The sequence below is a fragment of the Snodgrassella sp. ESL0304 genome (genome assembly GCF_013344995.1).
In the GTDB taxonomy this organism is placed as follows: domain Bacteria; phylum Pseudomonadota; class Gammaproteobacteria; order Burkholderiales; family Neisseriaceae; genus Snodgrassella; species Snodgrassella alvi.
On record NZ_JAAEDR010000014.1, the window covers coordinates 108,784 to 131,269 of the forward strand.

Below are 22,486 nucleotides of genomic sequence, written 5' to 3' on the forward strand. Positions count from 1 at the left end.
AAAGCAGAGCAAAACGCTCTGCTTTTTTATACAAAAATATACTTATTTAGTTAATATCCAGTACCGACATGGTTTTTACCAGCTCATCCACAGCTTTAACCTGAGCAAGAAATGGTTCGAGCAAATCCAAAGGTAAAGCGCTGGGACCATCGCAACGTGCCTTATCCGGATCAGGATGTGATTCAAGAAATAAACCGGCCAGCCGGGTAGCCATACCGGCTAATGCCAGATCCAGTACCTGACTGCGACGCCCGCCTGATGCTGCGGCATCAGCCTGACGTTGCTGCAATGCATGGGTTACATCAAAAATAATCGGTAAATCAGCACAAACTTTTTTCATCACACCAAAACCCAGCATATCAACTACCAGATTATCATAACCAAAGCTGCTGCCACGCTCACACAGAATAAGCTGCTGGTTGCCGGCTTCATAAAACTTTTCAACAATATTCTTCATCTGGTGCGGGCTTAGGAACTGAGGTTTTTTGATATTAATTACTTTACCGGTTTGTGCCAGTGCCACCACTAAATCAGTCTGACGGGCTAAAAACGCCGGCAACTGTAATACATCGGCAACCTCTGCTACTGGTGCAGCCTGATAGGGTTCATGTACATCGGTAATTACCGGCACACCGAATTCCTGTTTAACCGCAGCAAAAATTTTCATTCCCTCTTCCAGCCCTACTCCGCGATAGGAATGAATGGAAGAGCGGTTGGCTTTATCGAATGAGGCCTTAAAAACCAGCGGAATGCCCAGTTTACGGGTAACCTCTGCATAATGTGCACATGTGCGCATTGTTAAATCCAGATTTTCCAGTACATTCAGACCACCAAACAGTACAAACGGTAAATGGTTGGCTACTTCAATATTGCCTACACGAATAATTCCGGCCACAATTAATCCTCAGTAAATTCGGGTGAATGGATAACACAATCCATATTAACCTAAATCATTTATTCTACAAAAATGTCAGACATTCGTCCAAGTCAGTAAACAGCTTTGATGATTTAACATTTCACTAAACCTGTTATCATGACTTTAAATTTGTTTGTACATTAATATAGAATATCTGTGTCATTCAAGGCATAGGATGAAATTTCAGTTTCACGCTACAATAGCAGACATAAACAGACTGCAAAAACTGACATATGTTTTAACTTTCTGAAACAGGACTGATTTTGGTATATTTCACGCAGAAGCGCTTGCAATGGCTGCTTTTAAGTATGTTACTGTCGTCCATTACCTCTATGGTGTGGGCTGTGAGCTTGCCAGCAGACAGTGATGATACTGATGATGATGTTCCGCCACCCAAAACCGGCCTGCTGCACAGATTACTGCACGGGCAAGAATCTGAGGAAAAAAAACAGCCTCAAACACCAAAAAGCCCTCGAGTTCCTGTAACCATAGATATTAACAATTCATTCTTAAAAAAACTGATTAATGATCATCTGCCCCTGATTACTCAACAATTGATTGAAGATCTGGACGATGAGCAGCTCAGTTTCCTCGCAGAAGAAGCACCTCAGCAAACACAAACCATGCTGGAAACTCAGGGATATTTCAATGCTGAAGTTAATCTGGAGAAACAAAGTAATAGTTACATTATCCATATAAAGCCCGGCCCGCTGACCCGTATTGAAAATGTCGACGTTTCTCTGATTGGTGATGTAACCAGTGATGATAATCTGACCAACTATTACAAAACTGCTATTGATAACTGGGTGCTGCCTGTAGGTGATCCGTTTACTCAGAGTAACTGGTCAGCAAGTAAATCTTCTGTCCTCAGCGCTATTGTGCGCAAAAAATACCCGCTGGCAACCATTAGCGCCAGCCGTGCGACTATTGATCCGCAAAAAAATAAGGCGGATCTGTCCCTCACAATTGACAGTAAGCAGCCTGTATACTTTGGTGATATTCACGTTAGCGGAAATGAACGATATCCTGTTTCAATCGTCACCGGTATGGCCAGTTTTGCTTCAGGCTCTCCCTATGATCTGGACAAACTTCTGGACTATCAGCAGGCACTGGAACAGGACAGCCATTATGGTAATGCCGTAGTCAATGCAGATTTTGACCATATGGAAAATAATCAGGTGCCGGTTCTGGTGAAAGTCAGTGAAATGCGCCGCCAGAAGCTGACCTTTGGTTTACGTTATGACACCAAAAACGGTCCGGGTTTTCGTGGTGGGTATGACCACTATAATGTTTTTCATAAAGGTTTTGTCGGTTCAACCTTGCTGGATACAGACCGCTATGAAACTACTTTCGGTTTAGGTCTGAGCCAGCCGCGTGACAATCGCGGTCACTACTGGACCAGCAATCTTAACTATACCTACTCTACTGTCCAGCATCTGGAAAGCCGCGCTTTATCCAGCGGGATGTGGAAAGTTCGAGACCGTGACGGAATTGATTCGCGGATCGGGATTGAATACGTTACTGAAAGCAGCAAAATTGAAAACGGACCTAATCTCGGACACAGCTATGCCACCATGGTGACAGCTTCATGGAAACGTCAGAACATAGAAACCCAGTTGCGGCCAGCTAATGGCTATTATCTGGAAGGCAAAGTCGGCACCACTCTGGGCAAACTGATATCATCGGCATCCATGCAAAGAATAACAGCCAGTGGCGGCTACTATTTCACCCCTGAAAACAAAAAATACGGAACATGGTTTTTACGCAGCCAGATTGGCTATGTACATACCGGTGATGCAGTAAACATACCTTCTGTGCTGATGTTCCGTGCCGGTGGTGCCAATAGCGTACGTGGTTATGAAATAGACAGTATCGGTATTAAAAGCTCACATAATTCAGTGTTACCTAACCGTACGCTGGCTGTAGCCAGTGTTGAATACCAGATTCCAGTGTATAAGGATTTTTCTCTGGCGCTTTTTCATGATGCCGGTTCGGTATCGAAAAACTTCAGCGACATGCAATGGCGTCATGGCAGCGGATTCGGAGTACGCTGGTTTAATCCGGTTGCCCCGTTTGCCTTTGATATAGCCTATGGCCATCATGATGAAAAATGGCGCTGGTCTATCAGTTTGGGAACTAAATTCTAATGGCTGAAACCACTATCAACTCAAGCGAAACACCAGTTCCCGCCACGCCGCCTTCCGTACCCCCGCGTAAACCACGCTGGAAATCATGGCTGAAAACCAGTCTGTATTCTCTACTGGCTTTGTTTATTATTATTGTGGCACTATTATGCTGGCTGATTGGTACCGAATCCGGTCTGCGTTTTGGTGTACATACTGTCCCGAAATGGTTTGGTGTGCACATCCAGACAAAAAATCTGACTGGTAGTATCTGGCGCGGGTTTTCCGGCACAGATATTCACGTCAGCCATCGCGATTTTGACTTATCCATAGATAAAGTACGTCTTGACTGGAACAATCGTGAATTATGGCGACGTCGCTTCCACGTACGGCTGCTCGATGTTGGTAAAATTAATTATACAGACCATAGTGTACCCAAACCCAAGCCCGTTCCTACCCTACCCAACAGCATCAGCCTGCCATTACAAGTTATTATTGATAACATTCAGCTTGGTGGATTCACACTGGGTAAAAAAGAAATGCCAGTTTTGCTTGCCAGCCAGGCCAGCTACACTTTTGACTATCACAAACATCAGCTTATTCTCAGTGAGCTGAATACACCATGGCAGAACATTCACGGCAATGCAGCCATTACCGCTCAGACACCCTTTATACTGAGCGGACAGCTGAACGGAAGCGGCACCCTTGATAAAACTGCGGTTGAAAGTGCTGCGCTCATCAAAGGCAGCCTGCAACAGCCAGATATATTTGCCCGCCTGGACGGCGGAAATATTCATTTCCGTACCCATGCCATCATCAGACCGTATGCACTGCAACTCAATCATAAAATCATCAGCCTGAATCTTCAAAGCCGCCATATTAATCCGGCTGCTTTTAATGCAAACTTACCATTTGCCGATCTCAATCTCAATTTAGATCTGGCACCCGTAAACAACGGCAAAAGCCAGCTTGCCGGACATATTAAGCTAGGGAATGAACAGCCACTGGCCTATAACGATGCTAAACATGGCGGTTTACCTGTACGCAGTATTGAAGGTGACATTAACATCGATAATAACGGCAAACTTATCTTACCGGCATTAACCACACGTCTGCTTCAGCAGGGACAAATCATCACCCGCGGAAATATCGATAGTACATCCAGACAACTCGATATCAACAGCCAATTATTACGTATTTACGCCAGCGATGCTCTGGTTACACCACTACCCGGTTCACTTAATGGTCATATTCGTGTATCCGGCAGTTTCAACGGACTGACTACCCAATGGCTTCTGTCCAGTGAAAAAGGCAACAGCGAAGGTTCGATTCAGATTATTACAGATGAACAGAAACATCAGCAAACCCTGATACTCGATAAACTGAACATCACCCCCAAAGGCGGCGGCAGCTTTAATGCCAAAGGCAGTCTGGCACTGTATCAGAATAAAGCAATCCAGCTGGCCATTAACAGCAACAATTTTAATCCCGCCAAAGTTAATTCAGATTTTCCGGCAGGCAGTATCAACGGACATATCAACGTTAACGGACAATTGGCACAACAACCTGCCATTCAGGCAGACATGCTCTGGCATAACAGCATTCTTTCCGGTGCACCTCTTTCAGGTAAAGCCGTCATCCGCTATCGCAATCAGCATCTGGAACAGGCCAATATTAACCTGAATGCCGGCCCGAACCGGATAGTTACCAATGGCAGTTTTGGTAAAAAAGGTGACAAGCTCAATCTTGATATCAATGCACCCAATCTGGGATTATTCGGATTAGGCATGAAAGGTTTGCTCAGCACCAAAGGCTTTATCGCCGGAGAACCCAAAAAAATTACAGCAAATCTTACTGGCGCGGCACGCAACCTGCAAATTGCTCAACTACTTAACATTAATCAGCTGGATTTTAAACTTCTTGGTTCACCTGATATTAATCAGCCATTACTGGTTAACCTGAATGCAGATCATATCAGCATTGCCGGCAGCACCAGCGAAAAACCCACGATCATTAACAGTACCGACATCAAAATCAATGGCCGCGGCAGCCAGCATCAGCTTCAGGGTAGCAGCAATCTGACTCTGGATGGCAAAGCTTACCATTTTAACCTCAGTGCGCATGGTGGTCTGGACCAGCATTATCAGTGGCGCGGACGAGTTAATGCTCTGGATATAAGTGGTGCACTTAATTTGAAACTGCTCAATCCTATTCAGCTTGATGCCGGAACCGAGCATGTCAGCATGCAAAATGCACGCTGGGCTGCATTGAACGGTAACTTAACTCTGAATAATCTGAACTGGGATAAAGATAAAGGTCTGATTACCCGTGGTTCAGCCAGCAATCTGGCTTTGCACGAATTACACAACGTCATAGAATTACCCGTTGAGCAAAACCTGATCATTGGTGGCGACTGGAACTTCAGTTACAGTCGCCACATGCAGGGCTATCTGAAACTATACCAGCAGGGCGGTGACATTACTCTGCCACAGCATCAGCAGAAACTTGGCTTACAAAATGTACGTCTGGATGCACAATTCCAGAACGGTCATATCAATAATCATCTGAGTGGTATTACCCGTTATGGAACTACAGATGCCACACTGGTTATTACTCCTGACAATAACGGCAAAGTACGTACAGCCCCTATCAGCGGGCGTATAAAACTTGATAGCCCTGATCTGAGCACTATTCGCAATCTTCTGCCCATTGGCATGCAGCTTAAGGGTAATATGCATGCAGAAGCCGGCATAAGCGGACATCTGAATGAACCTCTGCTTAATGGTACGCTTACCGGTAATAACCTTTACTACCGAGATCAGGCCAACGGCACTATTCTTGAAAACGGCAACCTTAAAAGCCACTTTCAGGGGCGGCGCTGGTTAATTGACAATCTTAGTTTTGCGCGCCGTGACGGAACTATTAAACTCAGTGGCGTAGTAGATATGACCAAACTGACTCCAGATATTAACGTTACTGCCCACTTTGACCATTACAATATTTTTGATCAGATAAACCGTCGCCTTACCATAAGCGGAAATACTCAGCTACTGTATACTATTGCACACGGAATTGTTCTGAACGGCAAACTAAGAGTCGATAAAGGTCTCTTTGGTATGCAAAAATCAGGAATGCCACAGTTAGATGACGATGTTGTCGTACTGGGTCGCGAAAAGACAGCAGAACAGCAACGCCCTACACCGATCCGGCTCAATCTCGATTTAGACATGAATGATGCTTTCCGTTTCAGTGCTGAAGGGATTGATGTTCTGCTTGGCGGTCAGCTTACCGCTACTGCCAATCCGGGCAGCACAGTTCAAATTGTTGGTACAGTAAACGTTGTCCGCGGACAATATAAAGCTTACGGACAGGATCTGGTTATTCAGCAAGGGAGTACCATTTCTTTCGTAGGTCCGATGGATAATCCCAATTTGAAAATACGTGCCAAACGCCGTTATTCACAGGTTGGTGCGGGTGTTGAAGCACTCGGACGGCTGGATAGCCCGCGTATTAATCTGATAGCCAATGAAGCCATGAGTGAAAAAGACAAACTATCGTGGCTGATACTCAATCGTCCCAGCAGCGGCAGCGCCGGTGACGAAGCCGCCATTGCAGCTGCGGCCAGTGCCTGGCTTGCCGGAGGCCTGAATGACAAGCTTGGTTTACTTGACGAAATCGGCCTTACCAGCCAGCAAACCCGAAATAGTCAGACTGGCGAAATGAATCCTGCAGAACAGGCCATCACAATCGGTAAACATCTGTCTAACAATCTTTATATCAGCTATCTGTATGGAATTGAAAGTGCGACCCAGACTGTCAGCATTACCTATCAGATTAGCCGTGCACTGCAAAGCATTGTGCGCGTAGGTACCGGATCGGCCGGAGGTGAAATCCGCTATACCCACCGTTTTGATTAAATCATCACTGATAAAAATGTTCAGAGTATACAACCGGCACATGGTTTAAAATACTCTGAACATTTTATATATTGCTTTAATTATAAAAATAAATAAATTATATTATTTAATTAATTTTATATGTAAATATTTGTTATAATAATTTTATTATGGAAAAAATAGAAAAAATACTCTTGTCAGTGGCTGCCATAGTTTTTAGCGTTTCGATTATAGGTTTAACTCTATCCGATGCGAAATTTATTTTCGGGCTTGCCAGACACGGAAAAGAAACATTAGCTACGGTAATAGATACCAAATCCCAAGACGAAGGACGTCGGCTAGTCCTCCATATACTGACAGTAGAATACACCGACAACTATAATAAAACCTATATCAAAAATGATATTAAAACCTATAAAAACTTAAATCCTGGCGATAAAATTACAATTATTTATAATAAATTTTCTCCTCAGGTAGCCGATATCAAAGGCAACCATAACCGTAAAAATAATTTTTCTGCAGAACTATTCGCCTCCTTTATGATTATCATTGCTGCAATTTATTATTATCAGGAATTTAAATTCAATCCAAATTATTGGAAATTTAAAAAAAGATATTAGTATCAGTTTTAGATAAAAAAATAGTGTATTGAATTTACTAACGAGAAACAATATCTTTTTTACTGAATAATTATTTCCTTTAAAGAAACAGAATGAACACATTACAAAATGTGTAGGTTTTTGGTTACCTAGTAGAGACAGAGCAGCTTTACTAATGAATCCTGCAGAACAGGTCATCACAATCGACAAACATCTGTCTGATAATCTTTATATCTGTTATCTGTATGGAATTGAAAGTGCGACCCAGATCATCAGCATCATCTATCAGATTAGCCGTGCACTGCAAAGCATTGTGTGCATAGGTACCGGATCGGCTGGAGGTGAAATCCGCTATACCCGCCGTTTCGATTAAGTCATCACTGATAAAAATGTTCAGAGTTCACAACCGGCACATGGTTTAAAATACTCTGAACATTTTATATACTACTTGAATTGTAAAAATAAATAAATTATATTAGTACAATGAATTTTATATATAAATATCTGTTATTAGCTCCTTATTATGAAAAAAATAAACAAAATAATAATAATATCCTGCTATATCAGCTTTATAGTCCTTACCGCACTATATATGGCTGTAACTTTCTCCGATGCGAAAATTATTTTCGGACTTGCCAGACATGGGGAAGAAACATTAGCTACGATAGTAACTAGCGAATCCTATGTCTATAGAAATCGTGAATATTATTTAGTAACAGCCGAATTTACTGATAAATATAATAAAACTTATATTACAAATACTATCAAAACCGAAAATAGCTTGAAGCCTGGCGATAAAATTACAATTATTTATAATAAATTTTCTCCTCAAGTTGCCGATCGCAAAGACAACAGTTTGCGCAAAAAGAAATTTAATATAAATTTATATATTTGCTTTATTTTTATTATTCTTACAATTCAAGGGTATCAGGAATTCAAATCCAGTCCAAATTTTTGGAGATCCAAAAGAAAATATAAGCATAAGCTTTAAGTAAAAATTTAATACAAAATAAATAATCTTTTTTCTAAAGATATTAGCTTATATTCTTGAAAAAAATCCAATCTATTCCAATTTAACTTTTATCAGACATAATTCCAGGTTTATAATAATTATTTCAGCAGATACATAAATTTATTACCGACACCTGTGTCTACTGAAAATGCCAATTAAGTAACAATCTGCAATTATTTAAACCTATTTTCTGTCTTAAAACGACCAACAACAGTAAACCACTCAGCCCGCACAAACAGCCCCGTCAGCAACAGAAAACTTCCTAATCATTCCAGCATATCAGCAACACCAATTATCGAAATGCTATTGATCCAGTCTCGTCAGTTATAAAAATCGCCATTATCAGAATATTGTGCGCATAGGTACCGGATCAGCCGGAATGAAATTCGTTATATCCGCCGTTTTGATTAAGTCATCACTGATAAAGATGTTCAGAGCACACAACCGACACATGGTTTGAAATACTCTGAACATTTTATATATTGCTTGAATTGTAAAAATAAATAAATTATATTATTTAATTAATTTAATATGTAAATATTTATTATTATTCTTTATATTATGAGTAAAATAGAAAAAATCCTCTTATTAGTGGTTGCCATATTTTTTAGCTTTAAGATTATAGGTACAACTTTATATGATGCAAAATTACTTTTCATACTTTCCAGATACAGTGAAGAAACATTCGCTACGGTAATAGATTCCAAAGAATCTATCTTTTCCTCAAGAAAAACTGGGGAAGTCTATATACTGACAGTTATATATACCGACAAACACAATAAAACTTATATTACAAATATTCGTAGCGATTATCACTTATCTCCTGGTAATACAATTAAAATTATCTATAGTAAATTTTTTCCTAAAGTAGCAGATATCAAAGGCAATCATAGCCGTAAATTTGAGTTTTATTGTTATTTATTTTTATCTTTTATGATTATTATTACTGCAATTTATTATTATCGAAAATCTAAATCAACTCTGGATTATTGGAAATCTAAAAAAAGATATTAGCATCAGTTTTAAATAAAAAAATTTAGTACAAAATAAATAATCTTTTTTCTAATGAAATTGGCATATATTCCTAAAAAATCCAATCCATTCCAATTAAACCTTTATAACTCTTATCAGACATAAATCCAGGTTTATAATAATTATTTCAGCAGATACATAAAATTATCGCTAGCACCGGCATCTGCTTAAAATGCCATTTAAGTAACAATCTGCAATTATTGAAACCGATTTTCCGTCTTAAAAATGACCACCGCCGGCAACAGAAAACTTCCCAATCATTCCTGCATACCAGCAACACTTATTATCGAAAATAACGCTATTAATCCATTCCCGTCAGTCATTGAAAATTACCGCTATAAAAATTTTGCCGTGGTATGCTGTATGTATAAAAATGCTGTGACTATACATAGTAACTCCAAAGCAAACTCAGTACCCATAGTATAAATTTTATCTATCTTAAACATAGTAATTTCTGCCATTCATTCATAAAAAACATGAAAATAGTGTATTGAATTTACTAAAAAGAAACGATATCATTTTTATTCAATAATTATTTCCTTTAAAGAAACAGAATGGACACATTACAAAGCATGTGGGTTTTCCGTTACGTAGTAGAGTTAGGCAGCTTCACTAAAGCAGCTGAATTTATGGATATTTCTACTGCGATGGCCAGTAAACACCTGCATCATCTGGAAAAAAACATACAGGCTAAACTACTCAACCGTACCAGCCGTCGCATCAGCCTTACCGAAGCCGGACAGGAATACTATCATCGCTGCGTAGAAGCACTGGATACACTTACCGAAGCCAAACGTATTGCACAGGCGGGGACAGTCAAACCGCAGGGCTTACTTAAAATTACCGCTCCTAACTGGTGTGCTTCACGTCAGTTTAGTGAAATTCTGTCAGAATACCGGCAGCAATTTCCGGAAGTAAGTTTATCCATCAACCTGGACAGCCGGCGTACCGATCTGGTTGCAGAGGGTATCGATCTTGCTTTACGTGTCACCAATAACCCTGAACCCAATCTCATTGTTAAACCCATTACCCGCATTGATTTTTTATGGGTAGCCAGCCCGAAATATCTGCAAAAATACGGCATGCCGCATACTGTAGCAGACCTGAAACAGCATTATGGACTGTTACCACAATACGTTCATCTTGATTTACCGCTTATTCCTGCCTGTACCAGTAACAGTGCTCTGCTAATACACAAGATGGCGCTTAATCATATGGGACTGGCATACTTGCCTGAATGGATGGTAAGAGAAGATATACAACAAAAACGTTTAGAAATCATCGAACACATCGCTTGTCCGGAAAGCCATACACTGTATGCAGCCTATATGAATCGTGAATTTCTCAGCGCTAAAGTGCGCAGTTTTATTGATTTTCTGGCAGAAAAATTTGAAACTGCTAAAAACCGCTAAAATCCAATAAAAAGTCTAAGGGGAGAACAGTATGCTCAGCCACGATAATGCCATCAGCTTTTTACAGCAATTATTTCGCTATACTATCGAAGAAGCTAGTCCGGTGAATAAAATGAGTAACTGGTTACCACAGACCAATCCATGCGGACGAGTGATAGTTGTCGGTGCAGGCAAAGCTGCTGCTGCCATGGCGGCTGAATGGGAAAGAATCTGGCCGCAAGACTATCCGCCATTATCCGGTGTCGTTGTTACCCGCTACGGACACACTACCCCTACAAAGCACATCAAAGTACTCGAAGCCAGTCATCCCCTGCCGGACACTGCCGGACAGGCTGCTGCTCAGGCCTTACTTAATGCTGTTAGCGGACTAAATCCGCACGATCAGGTTTATTATCTCGTTTCCGGCGGCGCTTCCGCTCTGACCACACTGCCTGTTAGCAGCATCACACTGGCTGATAAGCAATATATTAACCGCCAGTTACTTAGTAATGGTGTTCCCATAGACGCCATGAATACACTGCGGAAACATCTTTCTCGCATCAAAGGCGGTCGACTGGCTGCCGCAGCAGCACCAGCACATATCACCACCCTGGCTATTTCAGATGTAGTTGGTGATGATATCAGTACCATAGGCTCTGGCGCAGGTGTGCCCGATCCTACCACCCTGGCTGATATTAAACGTATTGTTAATCAATACCAAATCGACCTCCCCGCAAGTGTTATCACCTATTTAAACAAAGCTGATGCAGAAACACCTAAAAATCTTCCAAACAGCAGTGCTCACATAATTATTAACCCTGATCAGGTATTTACTGCCGTGCAAAATTGGGCAATCAATCAGGAAGTTGAAGTACTATATCTGGGAGACCGTATAGGTGGCGAAGCACGGGAGGTGGCTCAGGTGATGGCCGGAATCGCTCTATTTCAGCAAAACCGGCATCAACGCAGTAAACCTTTGCTGATTCTCAGCGGTGGAGAAACCACTGTTACCCTGAACCGGCAACAAGGACGCGGCGGTCGTAACACTGAATTTTTACTGGCACTAGCTATTGCTCTGAATGGAGCAAACAATATCTATGCACTGGCTGCCGATACAGATGGTATTGATGGCAGCGAAGATAATGCCGGAGCATGGCTAACACCTGATACATTACTTCGAGCTGAACAGGCCGGAATATCAGCACAAGACATGCTGAATATTCATAATGCATATGATTTTTTTAGCACAACTGGACAACTACTGGTGACAACCCCGACATTAACCAATATCAATGACTTTCGTGCAATCTTAGTGCTGTAAATTAAATAATAGTAAAAACTAACCTGATAAATTGTTGTTAATAAATAGTATATTTTTATCAGACATACTGCAGTTAATTGCTCTAAACTATACAGATTTGCTTATTTCTGAATTTTCCCACGCGCAAAATCTACTGCCATAGTGATAGCTGCTTTGGCTTGCGGACTATTTTTCCAGCAGCTGCTGCCAACCAGACTGGCTGCCTGCTCAGTGATATCCTGCGGGTTTGCACGGGCAAGCTTATCCAATGAATCAATACCCATCTGCTCCAGACGCATAATTACCTTTTCTCCTACCCCTTTTACAGTAAGCAAAGCCGCTTTTTCAGTTTCAGTAAATGCCATTTATTTCCCTCTTCTGAATATAATAATTTCAATATGATTTAAAATACTATAAATATCAGTTATACAGCAAACTGAAAAATAATCAGATTCAATCTTAAAATTGCCAGTTCTTATACTCATCCTGATAAAAGTATTCAGGCAATAAAATCAGTATTTAGCTTATCCCTGTCTGATTCAGACCTGAAAAAAGCGAGTACTCAACTCGCTTTTTTTACATAATACTCAGAACCACTGTCCGAAACGGCGAATATACCAGCGTTTCACTATCTGAGTCACAACACAGTAACAACCCAGTGTCAGTACCAGCCAGGGGAAATATTGCCATGGCAGCGGTACCAGCCCGATCCAGCTGCTAATCGGCGAAAACGGAATATAAATACCAATAGCCATAATTAACCCTGTCATCAGCAATACCGGTAAAGCAGCGGTACTTTGTACAAACGGTATTCTGCGGGTACGCAGCATATGTACTACCAGAGTCTGTGACAATAAACCTTCTACAAACCAGCCGGAATGAAACAGATTCTGCACTTCCGGCGCATTAGCATGGAACACAAACCACATCAGCGCAAAAGTACTGATATCAAATATAGAGGAAATAGGACCGATAAACAGCATAAAACGGCTGATATTGGATACATCCCATTTACGCGGTTTACGCAAAAATTCCTCATCCATTTTATCCCACGGCAATGATAGCTGAGAAAAATCATACAGAAGATTCTGAATCAGTAACTGAATAGCCAGCATAGGCAGAAATGGCAGGAACGCACTGGCAAACAATACTGAAAACACATTGCCAAAATTAGAGCTGGCAGTCATATTCAGATATTTAATAATATTGCCAAAAGTTTCACGTCCTTTGATTACGCCCTCTTCCAATACCATCAGACTTTTTTCCAGCAGAATAATATCAGCCGATTCTTTGGCAATATCAGTAGCCGTATCCACAGAAATACCGACATCGGCATCGCGCAGAGCCGGAGCATCATTGATACCGTCACCAAGAAAACCGACTGTATGTCCGTTTTCCTGAAGCAGACGAATAATCCGTGATTTCTGTAATGGTGTTAGTTTGGCGAATACAGTATGTTTTTCCAGCAGAGGTTTCAGTACCTCATCACTTAGAGCCTCAATTTCACTACCTAGTAAAGGCTGTCCGGCTTCAATTCCGACTTCATAACAAATCTTACGGGTAACAATCGCATTATCACCAGTTAAAACCTTAACAGCCACACCATTTTCACTCAGCGCAGCAATAGCCTGTGCAGCACTGTCTTTCGGCGGATCTAGAAAAGTCAGAAAGCCGCACAGAGTAAGCTCAGTTTCATCAGCAACTGCATATTGTGCTTTCTGAGCTTCAGTACTAATGTATTTTTTACCAATCGCCAGTACCCGGAAACCTTCCTTATTATAGCTTTCAGCTAAAGCCAGCAATTGTTCCCGCCGCGCTGCATCTAATGGCAGATATTCTCCGTGCTCATAAACACAGCTGGAAATAGACAGCATTTCTTCCACTGCGCCCTTACAAATCAGCACATGGCGCTGTTCTTCATCCTGTAAAACCACAGATAAACGCCGGCGAATAAAATCAAACGGTAATTCATCAATTTTATGATAGCCGCCATCGCTGATACCCGCCCTGTTTTCAGGCTCCTGTGCAAAACGCACAATGGCTTTATCCATCAGATTTTTCATACCGCTCTGATAGGAACTGTTTAACCAGGCCAGTTGCAAAACTTCACTATCATTATTGCCATGAATATTCGTGTAATGCTCAAGAATAATTTTATCCTGAGTTAATGTACCGGTTTTATCTGTACATAAAATATCCATTGAACCGAAATTCTGAATAGCACTCAGGCGTTTTACCACTACCTTACGCCGTGCCATGGCCATAGCACCTTTAGCCAGATTGGCACTGACAATCATGGGCAGCATCTCAGGAGTCAGCCCGACAGCAACAGCAAGTGCAAACAGGGCAGCATCACCCCAGTCTCCCTTAGTGAAGCCATTAATCAGCAACACCACCGGTACCAGAACCAGCATAAAACGAATCAGCAGATGGCTTACACTGTTTACACCGCGATCAAACGCAGTCTGGCTGCGTGTACCGACAATGGATTTGGCCAGAGAGCCAAAATAGGTATCATTTCCTGTTGCCACAACCACAGCTTTAGCCGTACCACTGACAATATTAGTACCCATAAAGCAGATGTTTTCTGCATCCAGCGGATCAGCTGATAATGGCTGCTCTTCAATAGCTAGCGAGCTATTCATGCCAAGAGTATCAGATTTCTCTACCGGAATAGACTCACCGGTCAGTACGGCCTGACTGATAAACAAATCACGTGATTCAATCAGACGCACATCAGCCGGTACCATATCGCCGGCAGATAACAAAATAATATCTCCCGGTACTACTTCTTTAATCGGTACTTCAAGCTGTTCTGCATTGATATCTCTATGGCTGCGGCGCACTACTGTAGCAGTGGTGCTGATCATAGATTTCAGCGCCTGTGCAGCCTTATTGGAACGATATTCCTGCCAGAAACTGAGTACACCACTGAGCAGAACCATTACCAGAATTATTGTAATACCGCTCACACTGGTTTCTTCGCCATTATGCAAAGGAATCAGATAATCAGTGAAAAAGCTTACCAAAGCCAGCGCCAGTAAAACAAAAATAAACGGATTTTTAAAGGCTAGTAATAATTGCAGCCAGACTGATGGTGCTTTATCGTGCACTACATCATTATTGCCAAAACTGATCAGTCTTTCTTTAACATCCTGCTCAGTCAGACCATTTAAACTGGTCTGTAAATTAGACAGTGTACGGTCAAGACTATTGCGGGACTCCAGCACAGCCTTGATTACCACTGGTTGGGAAATGATTTTTTTGAATTTTTTCATAAACAGTACCTCACCGACCATGATATTTCCCGGTCGGCAGATACTGTTAACCCGGAAACATCAACGGCCTTGTTGCAGTTGTTGTTTTAATAAAATAAACGGTCGACTCGAATCTTCTTCCATTGTTTTATTCCCGGTTAAATAATCAGATACTTAATACATAGAATTAAGCACACCTTACTGAAACAACAGCTTTCTCTTCTTTATTCTGTCTGAATAACTAAAACATCTGAAAGACAGCAATATTTCAGCAAGATAGCGTTTATACATATTTGTGATGTCAGTGTCAATTATATTTACGCTATACAAATTAAAAAACAATATTATTCACAATATATAATATTAATAACGATAATATGCACATAAAACAGACAAATTTAAAAATAAATATACGCAGCAAAATAGCGGTTAAAAATTATGCTATTAACATAATAATCAAATTAAAAAAGACTGCTCTGTTTTACGTTCAGATAATCATATAACGGTTTAGGGATACCATATGCATTCAGATTATTGGCTGATACCCATTCACCAGTTATTGCACAAGATGCAGCATCCTGCCCGGTATTTATCTGAGCAGCAAAAGGCAGAATAAGCAATTGACGATGAGTTAAACGATGACTGAATTCAATACCTTCAGTTAAATCTTCAGCAGTACAACCAAACTTTGCAGCAAGTTTATACAAATCATCCAGACTGTCTGCACATGGTACACACCATAAACCACCCCATATTCCTTTAGCAGGACGTTTATGCAAAAATATTGCACCATCACAGTTACGTAAAACCAGCCAATATAGCGATAAATTTTTTACACTTACAGCTTTTTTCTTACGCGGTAATTCAGCAATACGGTTCTGGGCATATGCCTGACACAGATCGTTCATCGGACATGAACAGCATATTGGCTTACTGCGCTTACATACCGTTGCTCCCAAATCCATCAACCCCTGAATATAAGCCGGCATATCTGCTGCATTAAGTGGCAGCAAAGCTTCTGCTTTGCGCCAGAGCTGATCTTCAAAAGCTTTATTCGCAATATCACCGTCCAGAGCAAAAACCCGGCACAATACCCGCTTTACATTACCATCCAGAATGGTTTCGCGTGCATCAAAGCAAAATGCAGCAATCGCTGCTGCCGTACTGCGACCTACACCACATAAAGTTTGTAATTCCACACGACTGTGTGGAAAATTTCCTGAAAATTCAGATATAACTTGTCTGGCAGCCTTATGCAAATTGCGTGCACGACTGTAGTAGCCCAGCCCTTGCCACAGACCCAGCACTTTATCTTCATCAGCCGCCGCCAGTGCCCGGACATCAGGAAATGCAGCCAGAAAGCGCGGATAATAATCAAGTACCGTGGACACCTGCGTTTGCTGCAACATAATTTCCGATAACCATACCTTATATGGTTCACGACACTGCCATGGCAGACCATGCCGGCCATGCTGACGCTGCCAGCTTACCAGGCGAGGAGCAAACTCCGCCTCCTGCACTGCTTGTTTATTCATAACACCCTAATTTAACATAAAAAAATCATGATCAGCCTGAATAATTCAGGTAATAAACTAATATGGGTAATTATAGACATAAAACAAGAATCTGCTTTAGAAAAGCAAAATTATTTCATAATCATAAACAGAGAAATATTATCAATAGTGTTAAATTTCATGATATAAAATTTAAATAACAGTGACTACTTATTAAAATCTACTGTAAAAAAATTTCAGAATTCATAGTTTTAAAATGAAAAATAATATCCATGATAACCAATATGGTTTTATTTCAATTGATTGTATATTTCACAAGCTTCCTGATTACCATTTTTACAGCTCTTACCGAATAATTCTTTAGCTATCCGTTTATTTTGTTTGACACCGGTACCATTCAAAAACATATAGGCCAGATTATACTGAGCATCTGCATTTTCCTGTTTAGCCGCCAGCTGATAATATTTGGCTGCTTTTGCAAAGTCCTGTTTCACTCCTTCACCATTCTCATACATATTAGCTAAGCTATTTTGTGAGAACGAATCTCCCTGGTCGGCAGCCAATTGGTAGTATTTTAATGATTTTATATAATCTTGTTTAACACCCTCTCCCTCACTATACAAATACCCCAAATGAGCCTGAGCACCAATTTTTCCCTGATCTGCCGCTAATTGAAAATATTTGACAGCCTCTTCATAATTCTGTTCTATCTCTGTACCTTTGAAATACATTAATCCCATATTATATTGTGCAGCTGCCAATCCCTTTTTAGCAGCAAGACGATAACACTGAGCAGCTCTCTGATAATCTTGTTCAATACCCTTACCATTAAACAACATCAGCCCTAAATTATAGATAGCGTAAGAATACCCTTTTTTGGCTGCCAGTTTATAATATTTAACTGATTTAGAATAATCAGCCGGGACAATCTGACCAAACTCATAAATTACGCCCAGATTATATTGTGCAATTGCATTACCCTGATCAGCCGCTAATTTATAATATTTAATAGCTTCGGTATCATTTTGTTCAATACCACCATAGCCATATCTGTAATATGCACCAAGATTAAATAGTGCTTCCGGACTGTTCTTTAAAGCTGCAATATGAAAATACTTTAAGGCTTGTTTGTGATTCTGTTTGACGCCTGAACCTTCGCTATACATCATACCCAGATTAGTCAGAGCATCGGCATGTCCTTGTTTAGCAGCCAGTTGATAATACTTAAATGCCTGCGCAAAATTTTGTTCTACCCCTATACCATTATAGTAAACATATCCTAAATGAAACTGTGCATTTATATTTCCTCTATCAGAGGCTAGCTGATAATAATATATAGCTTTATCATAATCCTGCTGAAGACTATTACCTTTTTCATACATGTTTGCCAGACTGAGCAAAGCATCTTCATTCCCTTGTTCAGCAGATAACCGACAATAATAAAATGCCTTTGTAAAATCCTGTTTTACTCCTTCTCCATAGTAATACATCACGCCTAAATTATATTGAGCACCACTATCACCTTGTTCAGATGCTAACTTAAAATAGTTAAAAGCATTAATATAATTCTGCTCAACGCCTGCACCCTTGTAATACATTAATCCAATAGTAAATTGGGCATTAACATCTCCTTTTTTTGCCGCTTCCAGAACACATAAAAAATTATCTGAACTTTTTGTTTCCATCTTCTTATTATTCCTTTTACAGTAAGCTTTTAAACTTTTTCAGAATATTTTTATCTGCAAATATAAACAACCTCAACCATAGAGATCAATAATAAAAAAGTTATATAGCATTCAGACATCATCAAAGATTTTTGTACTACTTTTTTATAAATTTTCTGAAAATACTTTTATTTCTTTATTCCAAAACCATTTTCTTCATAAGCTCCAGATTATGCTGAGCTCCAGAGTGTCCTTGTTCTGCCGCCAGATTAAAGTACTCATATGCCTCTGCATAATTTTGCTCTGCTCCTTCACCATTTATATACATAAAACCCAGAGCAAATTGTGCATCACTATTTCCTTGTTCCGCAGCTGGCTTATAATATTCAAGACTTTTAATGAAGCTTTGTTCTACACCTTTACCATAATAATACATACTACCTGCATAATATTGAGCAATAGGATTCCCTTGCTCAGCGGCAGCCAGATAATACTCAAATGCTTTTGCATAATTCTGTTCTACACCATCACCGTTTTCATATAAAATACCTAAATTAATTTGTGCATCACTATTTCCCTGTTCTGCAGCCAGCTTATAATATTTATATGCCTCCGCATAATCCTGAGCAACACCTTCACCAGTTTTATAAATATATCCTAAAGTAAATTGTGCCTTACTATTACCCTGTTGCGCTGCTAACTGATAGCATTCAATACTTTTAGTATAATTTTGTTCTACGCCTTTTCCATAGTAATATAAATTAGCTAAGTTATACTGGGCAGTAACATCTCCTTGCGCAGCTGCAGCTGAATAATACTCAACCGCCTTTTCATAATTTTGCTCTACACCATAGCCGTTGTAATATAAAAATCCTAATTTACTTTGGGCAATATCAACTCCCTGTGCAGCTGCAGCCAAATAATACTCAGCTGCCTTTTCATAATTCTGCTCTACACCATAACCATCTTCATACAATATACCTAAATTACTCTGAGCATTTGCATTTCCCTGTGCAGCTGCAGCTGAATAATACTTAGCTGCCTTTTCATAATTCTGCTCTACACCATAACCATCACTATACAATATACCCAGATTACATTGAGCGGAAGCATCTCCCTGTGCAGCTGCAGCCGCATAATATTCAGCTGCCTTTTCATAATTCTGCTCTACGCCATAGCCCTCGCTATACAATAAACCTAAATTGAATTGTGCATCGATATTTCCCTGTTTTGCGGCCAGCTTATAGTATTTATATGCTTCTGCATAATTTTGCTCTGTTTCTTCTCCATTCTCAAACATAACACCCAGAGCAAATTGTGCATTCGCATTTCCCTTTCGAGCCGCTTCCAGAGTACTTAAAAATTTATCTGATTTCTTCGTTTCCATCTTTTTATTATTCCTTTTACAGTAAGCTTTTAAATTTTTTTCAGAATATTTTTATCTGCAAATATAAATAACCTCAATCATAGAGATCAATAATAAAAAAGTTATATAGCATTCAGACATCATCAAAGATTTTTGTACTACTTTTTTATAAATTTTCTGAAAATACTTTTATTTCTTTATTCCAAAACCATTTTCTTGCATAAGCTCCAGATTATTCTGAGCTCCAGAGTGTCCTTGTACTGCCGCCAGCTTATAGTATTTATATGCCTCTGTATAATTTTGCTCCGTTCCTTCTCCATCCTCATACATAAGACCAAGAGAAAATTGTGCATCACTATCTCCCTGTTCCGCAGCTAGCTTATAATATTCAATACTTTTAATATAGCTTTGTTCTACACCTCTACCATAATAGTACATACTACCTGCATAATATTGAGCGATAGGATTTCCTTGCTCAGCGGCAGCCAGATAATACCTAAATGCTTTTTTATAATTCTTTTCTACACCCTTACCGTTTTCATATAAAATACCTAAATTAATTTGTGCATCACTATTTCCCTGTTCCGCAGCCAGCTTATAATATTTACATGCCTCTGTATAATTTTGCTCCTTTCCTTCTCCTTTTGCATACATAAGACCCAGAGCAAATTGTGCATCGCTATTGCCTTGTTGCGCAGCTAACTGAAAATATTCAAAGCTTTTAGCGTAATTCTGTTCTCTACCTTTACCGAAATAATACAAATCACCTAAATTAACTTGTGCATCAATATTTCCCTGTTCTGCTGCAAACTTATAATATTTGTATGCTTCTGCAAAATCTTGTTCTATTCCCCGTCCACATTCATATATAACACCCAGTTTATTTTGGGCATCGCTATTACCCTGTTGCGCAGCTAATTTATAATATTTAATACTTTTAATGTAATTCTGTTCTACACCTTTACCGAAATAATACAAATCACCTAAATTACACTGTCCAGTGGCATTTCCAAGCTCAGCAGCTGCTGCAATATACTCAAATGCTTTTGCATAATCCTGTTCTACACCAAAACCATACTTATATAAAATACCTAAATTAATTTGTGCATCAATATTTCCCTGTTCAGCAGCCAGTCTATAGTATTTATATGCTTCAGTATAATCTTGTGCTGTCCCCTCTCCATCTCTGTACATATTACCCAGATGAAATTGCACATCACTATCACCTTGTTGCACAGCTAATCGATAATACTTAATTGCTTTTGCATAATTCTGTTCTACACCCTTACCCTCATAATACAAAGTGCCTAAATTGATTTGTGCCCTAATATTTCCTTGTTCAGCAGCCAGCTTAAAGTATTTATATGCTTCTGCATAATTTTGCTCTGTTCCCTTACCCTTCTCATACATGATACCCAAAGTAAATTGTGCATCACTATTTCCCTGTTCCGCAGCTGACTTATAATATTCAATACTTTTAATGAAGCTTTGTTCTACACCTTTACCATAATAATACATACTACCTGCATAATATTGAGCGCTAGGATTTCCTTGCCCAGCGGCAGCCTGATAACACTCAAATGCTTTTGCATAATTCTTTTCTACACCATCACCGTTTTGATATAAAATACCTAAATTAACTTGTGCATCACTATTTCCCTGCTTGGCAGCCAGCTTATAGTATTTATATGCTTCTGCATAATTTTGCTCTGTTCCCTTACCTTTCTCATACATGATACCCAGAGTAAATTGAGCATCACTGTCACCCTGTTGCGCAGCCAACTGACAATACTCAAAGCTTTTAGTGTAATTTTGTTCTGTACCTTTACCGAAATAATACAAATCACCTAAGTTATACTGAGCAATAGCATCTCCCTGCTTAGCCGCAGCTGCATAACATTCAAATGCTTTTGCATAATCCTGTTCTACACCATCACCATTTTCATACAATAGACCTAAATTATACTGAGCAATAGCATCTCCCTGTGCAGCTGCAGCTGCATAATATTCAGCTGCCTTTTCATAATTCTGCTCTACTCCATAACCCTCACTATAAAATAAACCTAAATTGACTTGTGCTCCAATGTTTCCCTGTTCGGCAGCCAGCCTATAGTATTTATATGCCTCTGCATAATTTTGTTCTGTTTCTTCTCCGTTCTCATACATAAAACCCAGGTTAAATTGGGCATCCGCATCTCCTTTTTGAGCCGCTTCCAGAGTACTTAAAAATTTATCTGATTTTTTTGTTTCCATATACTTATTATTCCTTTTACAAGATTGCTTTTAAAATATTCTCAATTTATTGTATTTATAAAATACAGATAAACCTAAACGCTGATACCAATAACAAAAATAGTCATCATTTTGTATATCATTAGCAATCATTCTTAATATTTGTATTGAGTATAAACAGTGA

The 22,486-nt window shown here is 39.8% G+C and carries 15 protein-coding genes; 8 read left to right on the forward strand and 7 right to left on the reverse strand.

Going from position 1 to position 22,486, the window contains the following annotated elements; translation table 11 throughout:
• Window positions 1-46: 46 nt before the first annotated feature.
• Complete coding sequence (kdsA, locus tag GYX91_RS07255) at window positions 47-886, reverse strand: 3-deoxy-8-phosphooctulonate synthase (protein WP_370520382.1); 840 nt, start codon at window positions 884-886, stop codon at window positions 47-49.
• Between the two features lie 293 nt (window positions 887-1,179).
• Between kdsA and GYX91_RS07260 the strand changes: the two genes are divergently transcribed.
• The 8 genes from GYX91_RS07260 to GYX91_RS07295 all read left to right on the forward strand — a co-directional run bounded on the left by GYX91_RS07260 (window position 1,180) and on the right by GYX91_RS07295 (window position 12,290).
• Window positions 1,180-3,063 (forward strand): autotransporter assembly complex family protein, encoded by a 1,884-nt coding sequence (locus GYX91_RS07260; protein WP_174830418.1) that lies wholly within the window; start codon window positions 1,180-1,182, stop codon window positions 3,061-3,063.
• Window positions 3,063-6,956, forward strand: coding sequence for a translocation/assembly module TamB domain-containing protein (locus tag GYX91_RS07265; protein ID WP_174830419.1), 3,894 nt, complete (start codon window positions 3,063-3,065; stop codon window positions 6,954-6,956). Before GYX91_RS07260 ends, GYX91_RS07265 begins: the two co-directional genes overlap by 1 nt.
• Before the next feature lie 149 nt (window positions 6,957-7,105).
• Window positions 7,106-7,555 (forward strand): DUF3592 domain-containing protein, encoded by a 450-nt coding sequence (locus tag GYX91_RS07270; protein WP_174830420.1) that lies wholly within the window; start codon window positions 7,106-7,108, stop codon window positions 7,553-7,555.
• A 154-nt stretch (window positions 7,556-7,709) separates the two neighbouring features.
• On the forward strand, window positions 7,710-7,907 hold the full coding sequence (locus GYX91_RS07275) for a hypothetical protein (protein ID WP_174830422.1): 198 nt from the start codon (window positions 7,710-7,712) through the stop codon (window positions 7,905-7,907).
• 150 nt (window positions 7,908-8,057) lie between these two features.
• The gene (locus GYX91_RS07280) at window positions 8,058-8,525 is read left to right on the forward strand and encodes a DUF3592 domain-containing protein (RefSeq protein ID WP_037394511.1); all 468 of its coding nucleotides are present in this window, start codon (window positions 8,058-8,060) and stop codon (window positions 8,523-8,525) included.
• Window positions 8,526-9,107: 582 nt separating this feature from the next.
• Entirely contained in the window at window positions 9,108-9,560 is a 453-nt protein-coding gene (locus GYX91_RS07285; RefSeq protein ID WP_084547915.1) for a hypothetical protein, read from the forward strand.
• Between the two features lie 572 nt (window positions 9,561-10,132).
• Window positions 10,133-10,990 carry a LysR family transcriptional regulator gene (locus tag GYX91_RS07290; RefSeq protein WP_174830424.1) on the forward strand — a complete coding sequence of 286 codons (858 nt, stop codon included), beginning with the start codon at window positions 10,133-10,135 and terminating at the stop codon, window positions 10,988-10,990.
• A gap of 31 nt (window positions 10,991-11,021) precedes the next feature.
• Window positions 11,022-12,290 carry a glycerate kinase gene (locus tag GYX91_RS07295; RefSeq protein ID WP_084565356.1) on the forward strand — a complete coding sequence of 423 codons (1,269 nt, stop codon included), beginning with the start codon at window positions 11,022-11,024 and terminating at the stop codon, window positions 12,288-12,290.
• A 101-nt stretch (window positions 12,291-12,391) separates the two neighbouring features.
• Here the strand turns inward: GYX91_RS07295 and GYX91_RS07300 are convergent, their stop codons facing one another.
• The 6 genes from GYX91_RS07300 to GYX91_RS07325 all read right to left on the reverse strand — a co-directional run bounded on the left by GYX91_RS07300 (window position 12,392) and on the right by GYX91_RS07325 (window position 22,323).
• On the reverse strand, window positions 12,392-12,634 hold the full coding sequence (locus tag GYX91_RS07300) for a helix-hairpin-helix domain-containing protein (protein ID WP_041880310.1): 243 nt from the start codon (window positions 12,632-12,634) through the stop codon (window positions 12,392-12,394).
• A 222-nt stretch (window positions 12,635-12,856) separates the two neighbouring features.
• The gene (mgtA, locus tag GYX91_RS07305; RefSeq protein WP_174830426.1) at window positions 12,857-15,547 is read right to left on the reverse strand and encodes a magnesium-translocating P-type ATPase; all 2,691 of its coding nucleotides are present in this window, start codon (window positions 15,545-15,547) and stop codon (window positions 12,857-12,859) included.
• Window positions 15,548-15,987: 440 nt separating this feature from the next.
• Complete coding sequence (mutY, locus tag GYX91_RS07310; RefSeq protein WP_174830428.1) at window positions 15,988-17,061, reverse strand: A/G-specific adenine glycosylase; 1,074 nt, start codon at window positions 17,059-17,061, stop codon at window positions 15,988-15,990.
• A 269-nt stretch (window positions 17,062-17,330) separates the two neighbouring features.
• A complete protein-coding gene (locus GYX91_RS07315) occupies window positions 17,331-18,725 on the reverse strand; it encodes a tetratricopeptide repeat protein (RefSeq protein ID WP_174830430.1) in 1,395 nt (464 codons plus the stop codon).
• Window positions 18,726-18,900: 175 nt separating this feature from the next.
• On the reverse strand, window positions 18,901-20,091 hold the full coding sequence (locus GYX91_RS07320) for an SEL1-like repeat protein (protein WP_174830431.1): 1,191 nt from the start codon (window positions 20,089-20,091) through the stop codon (window positions 18,901-18,903).
• Between the two features lie 168 nt (window positions 20,092-20,259).
• Window positions 20,260-22,323 carry an SEL1-like repeat protein gene (locus GYX91_RS07325; protein WP_174830433.1) on the reverse strand — a complete coding sequence of 688 codons (2,064 nt, stop codon included), beginning with the start codon at window positions 22,321-22,323 and terminating at the stop codon, window positions 20,260-20,262.
• Window positions 22,324-22,486 lie beyond the last annotated feature (163 nt).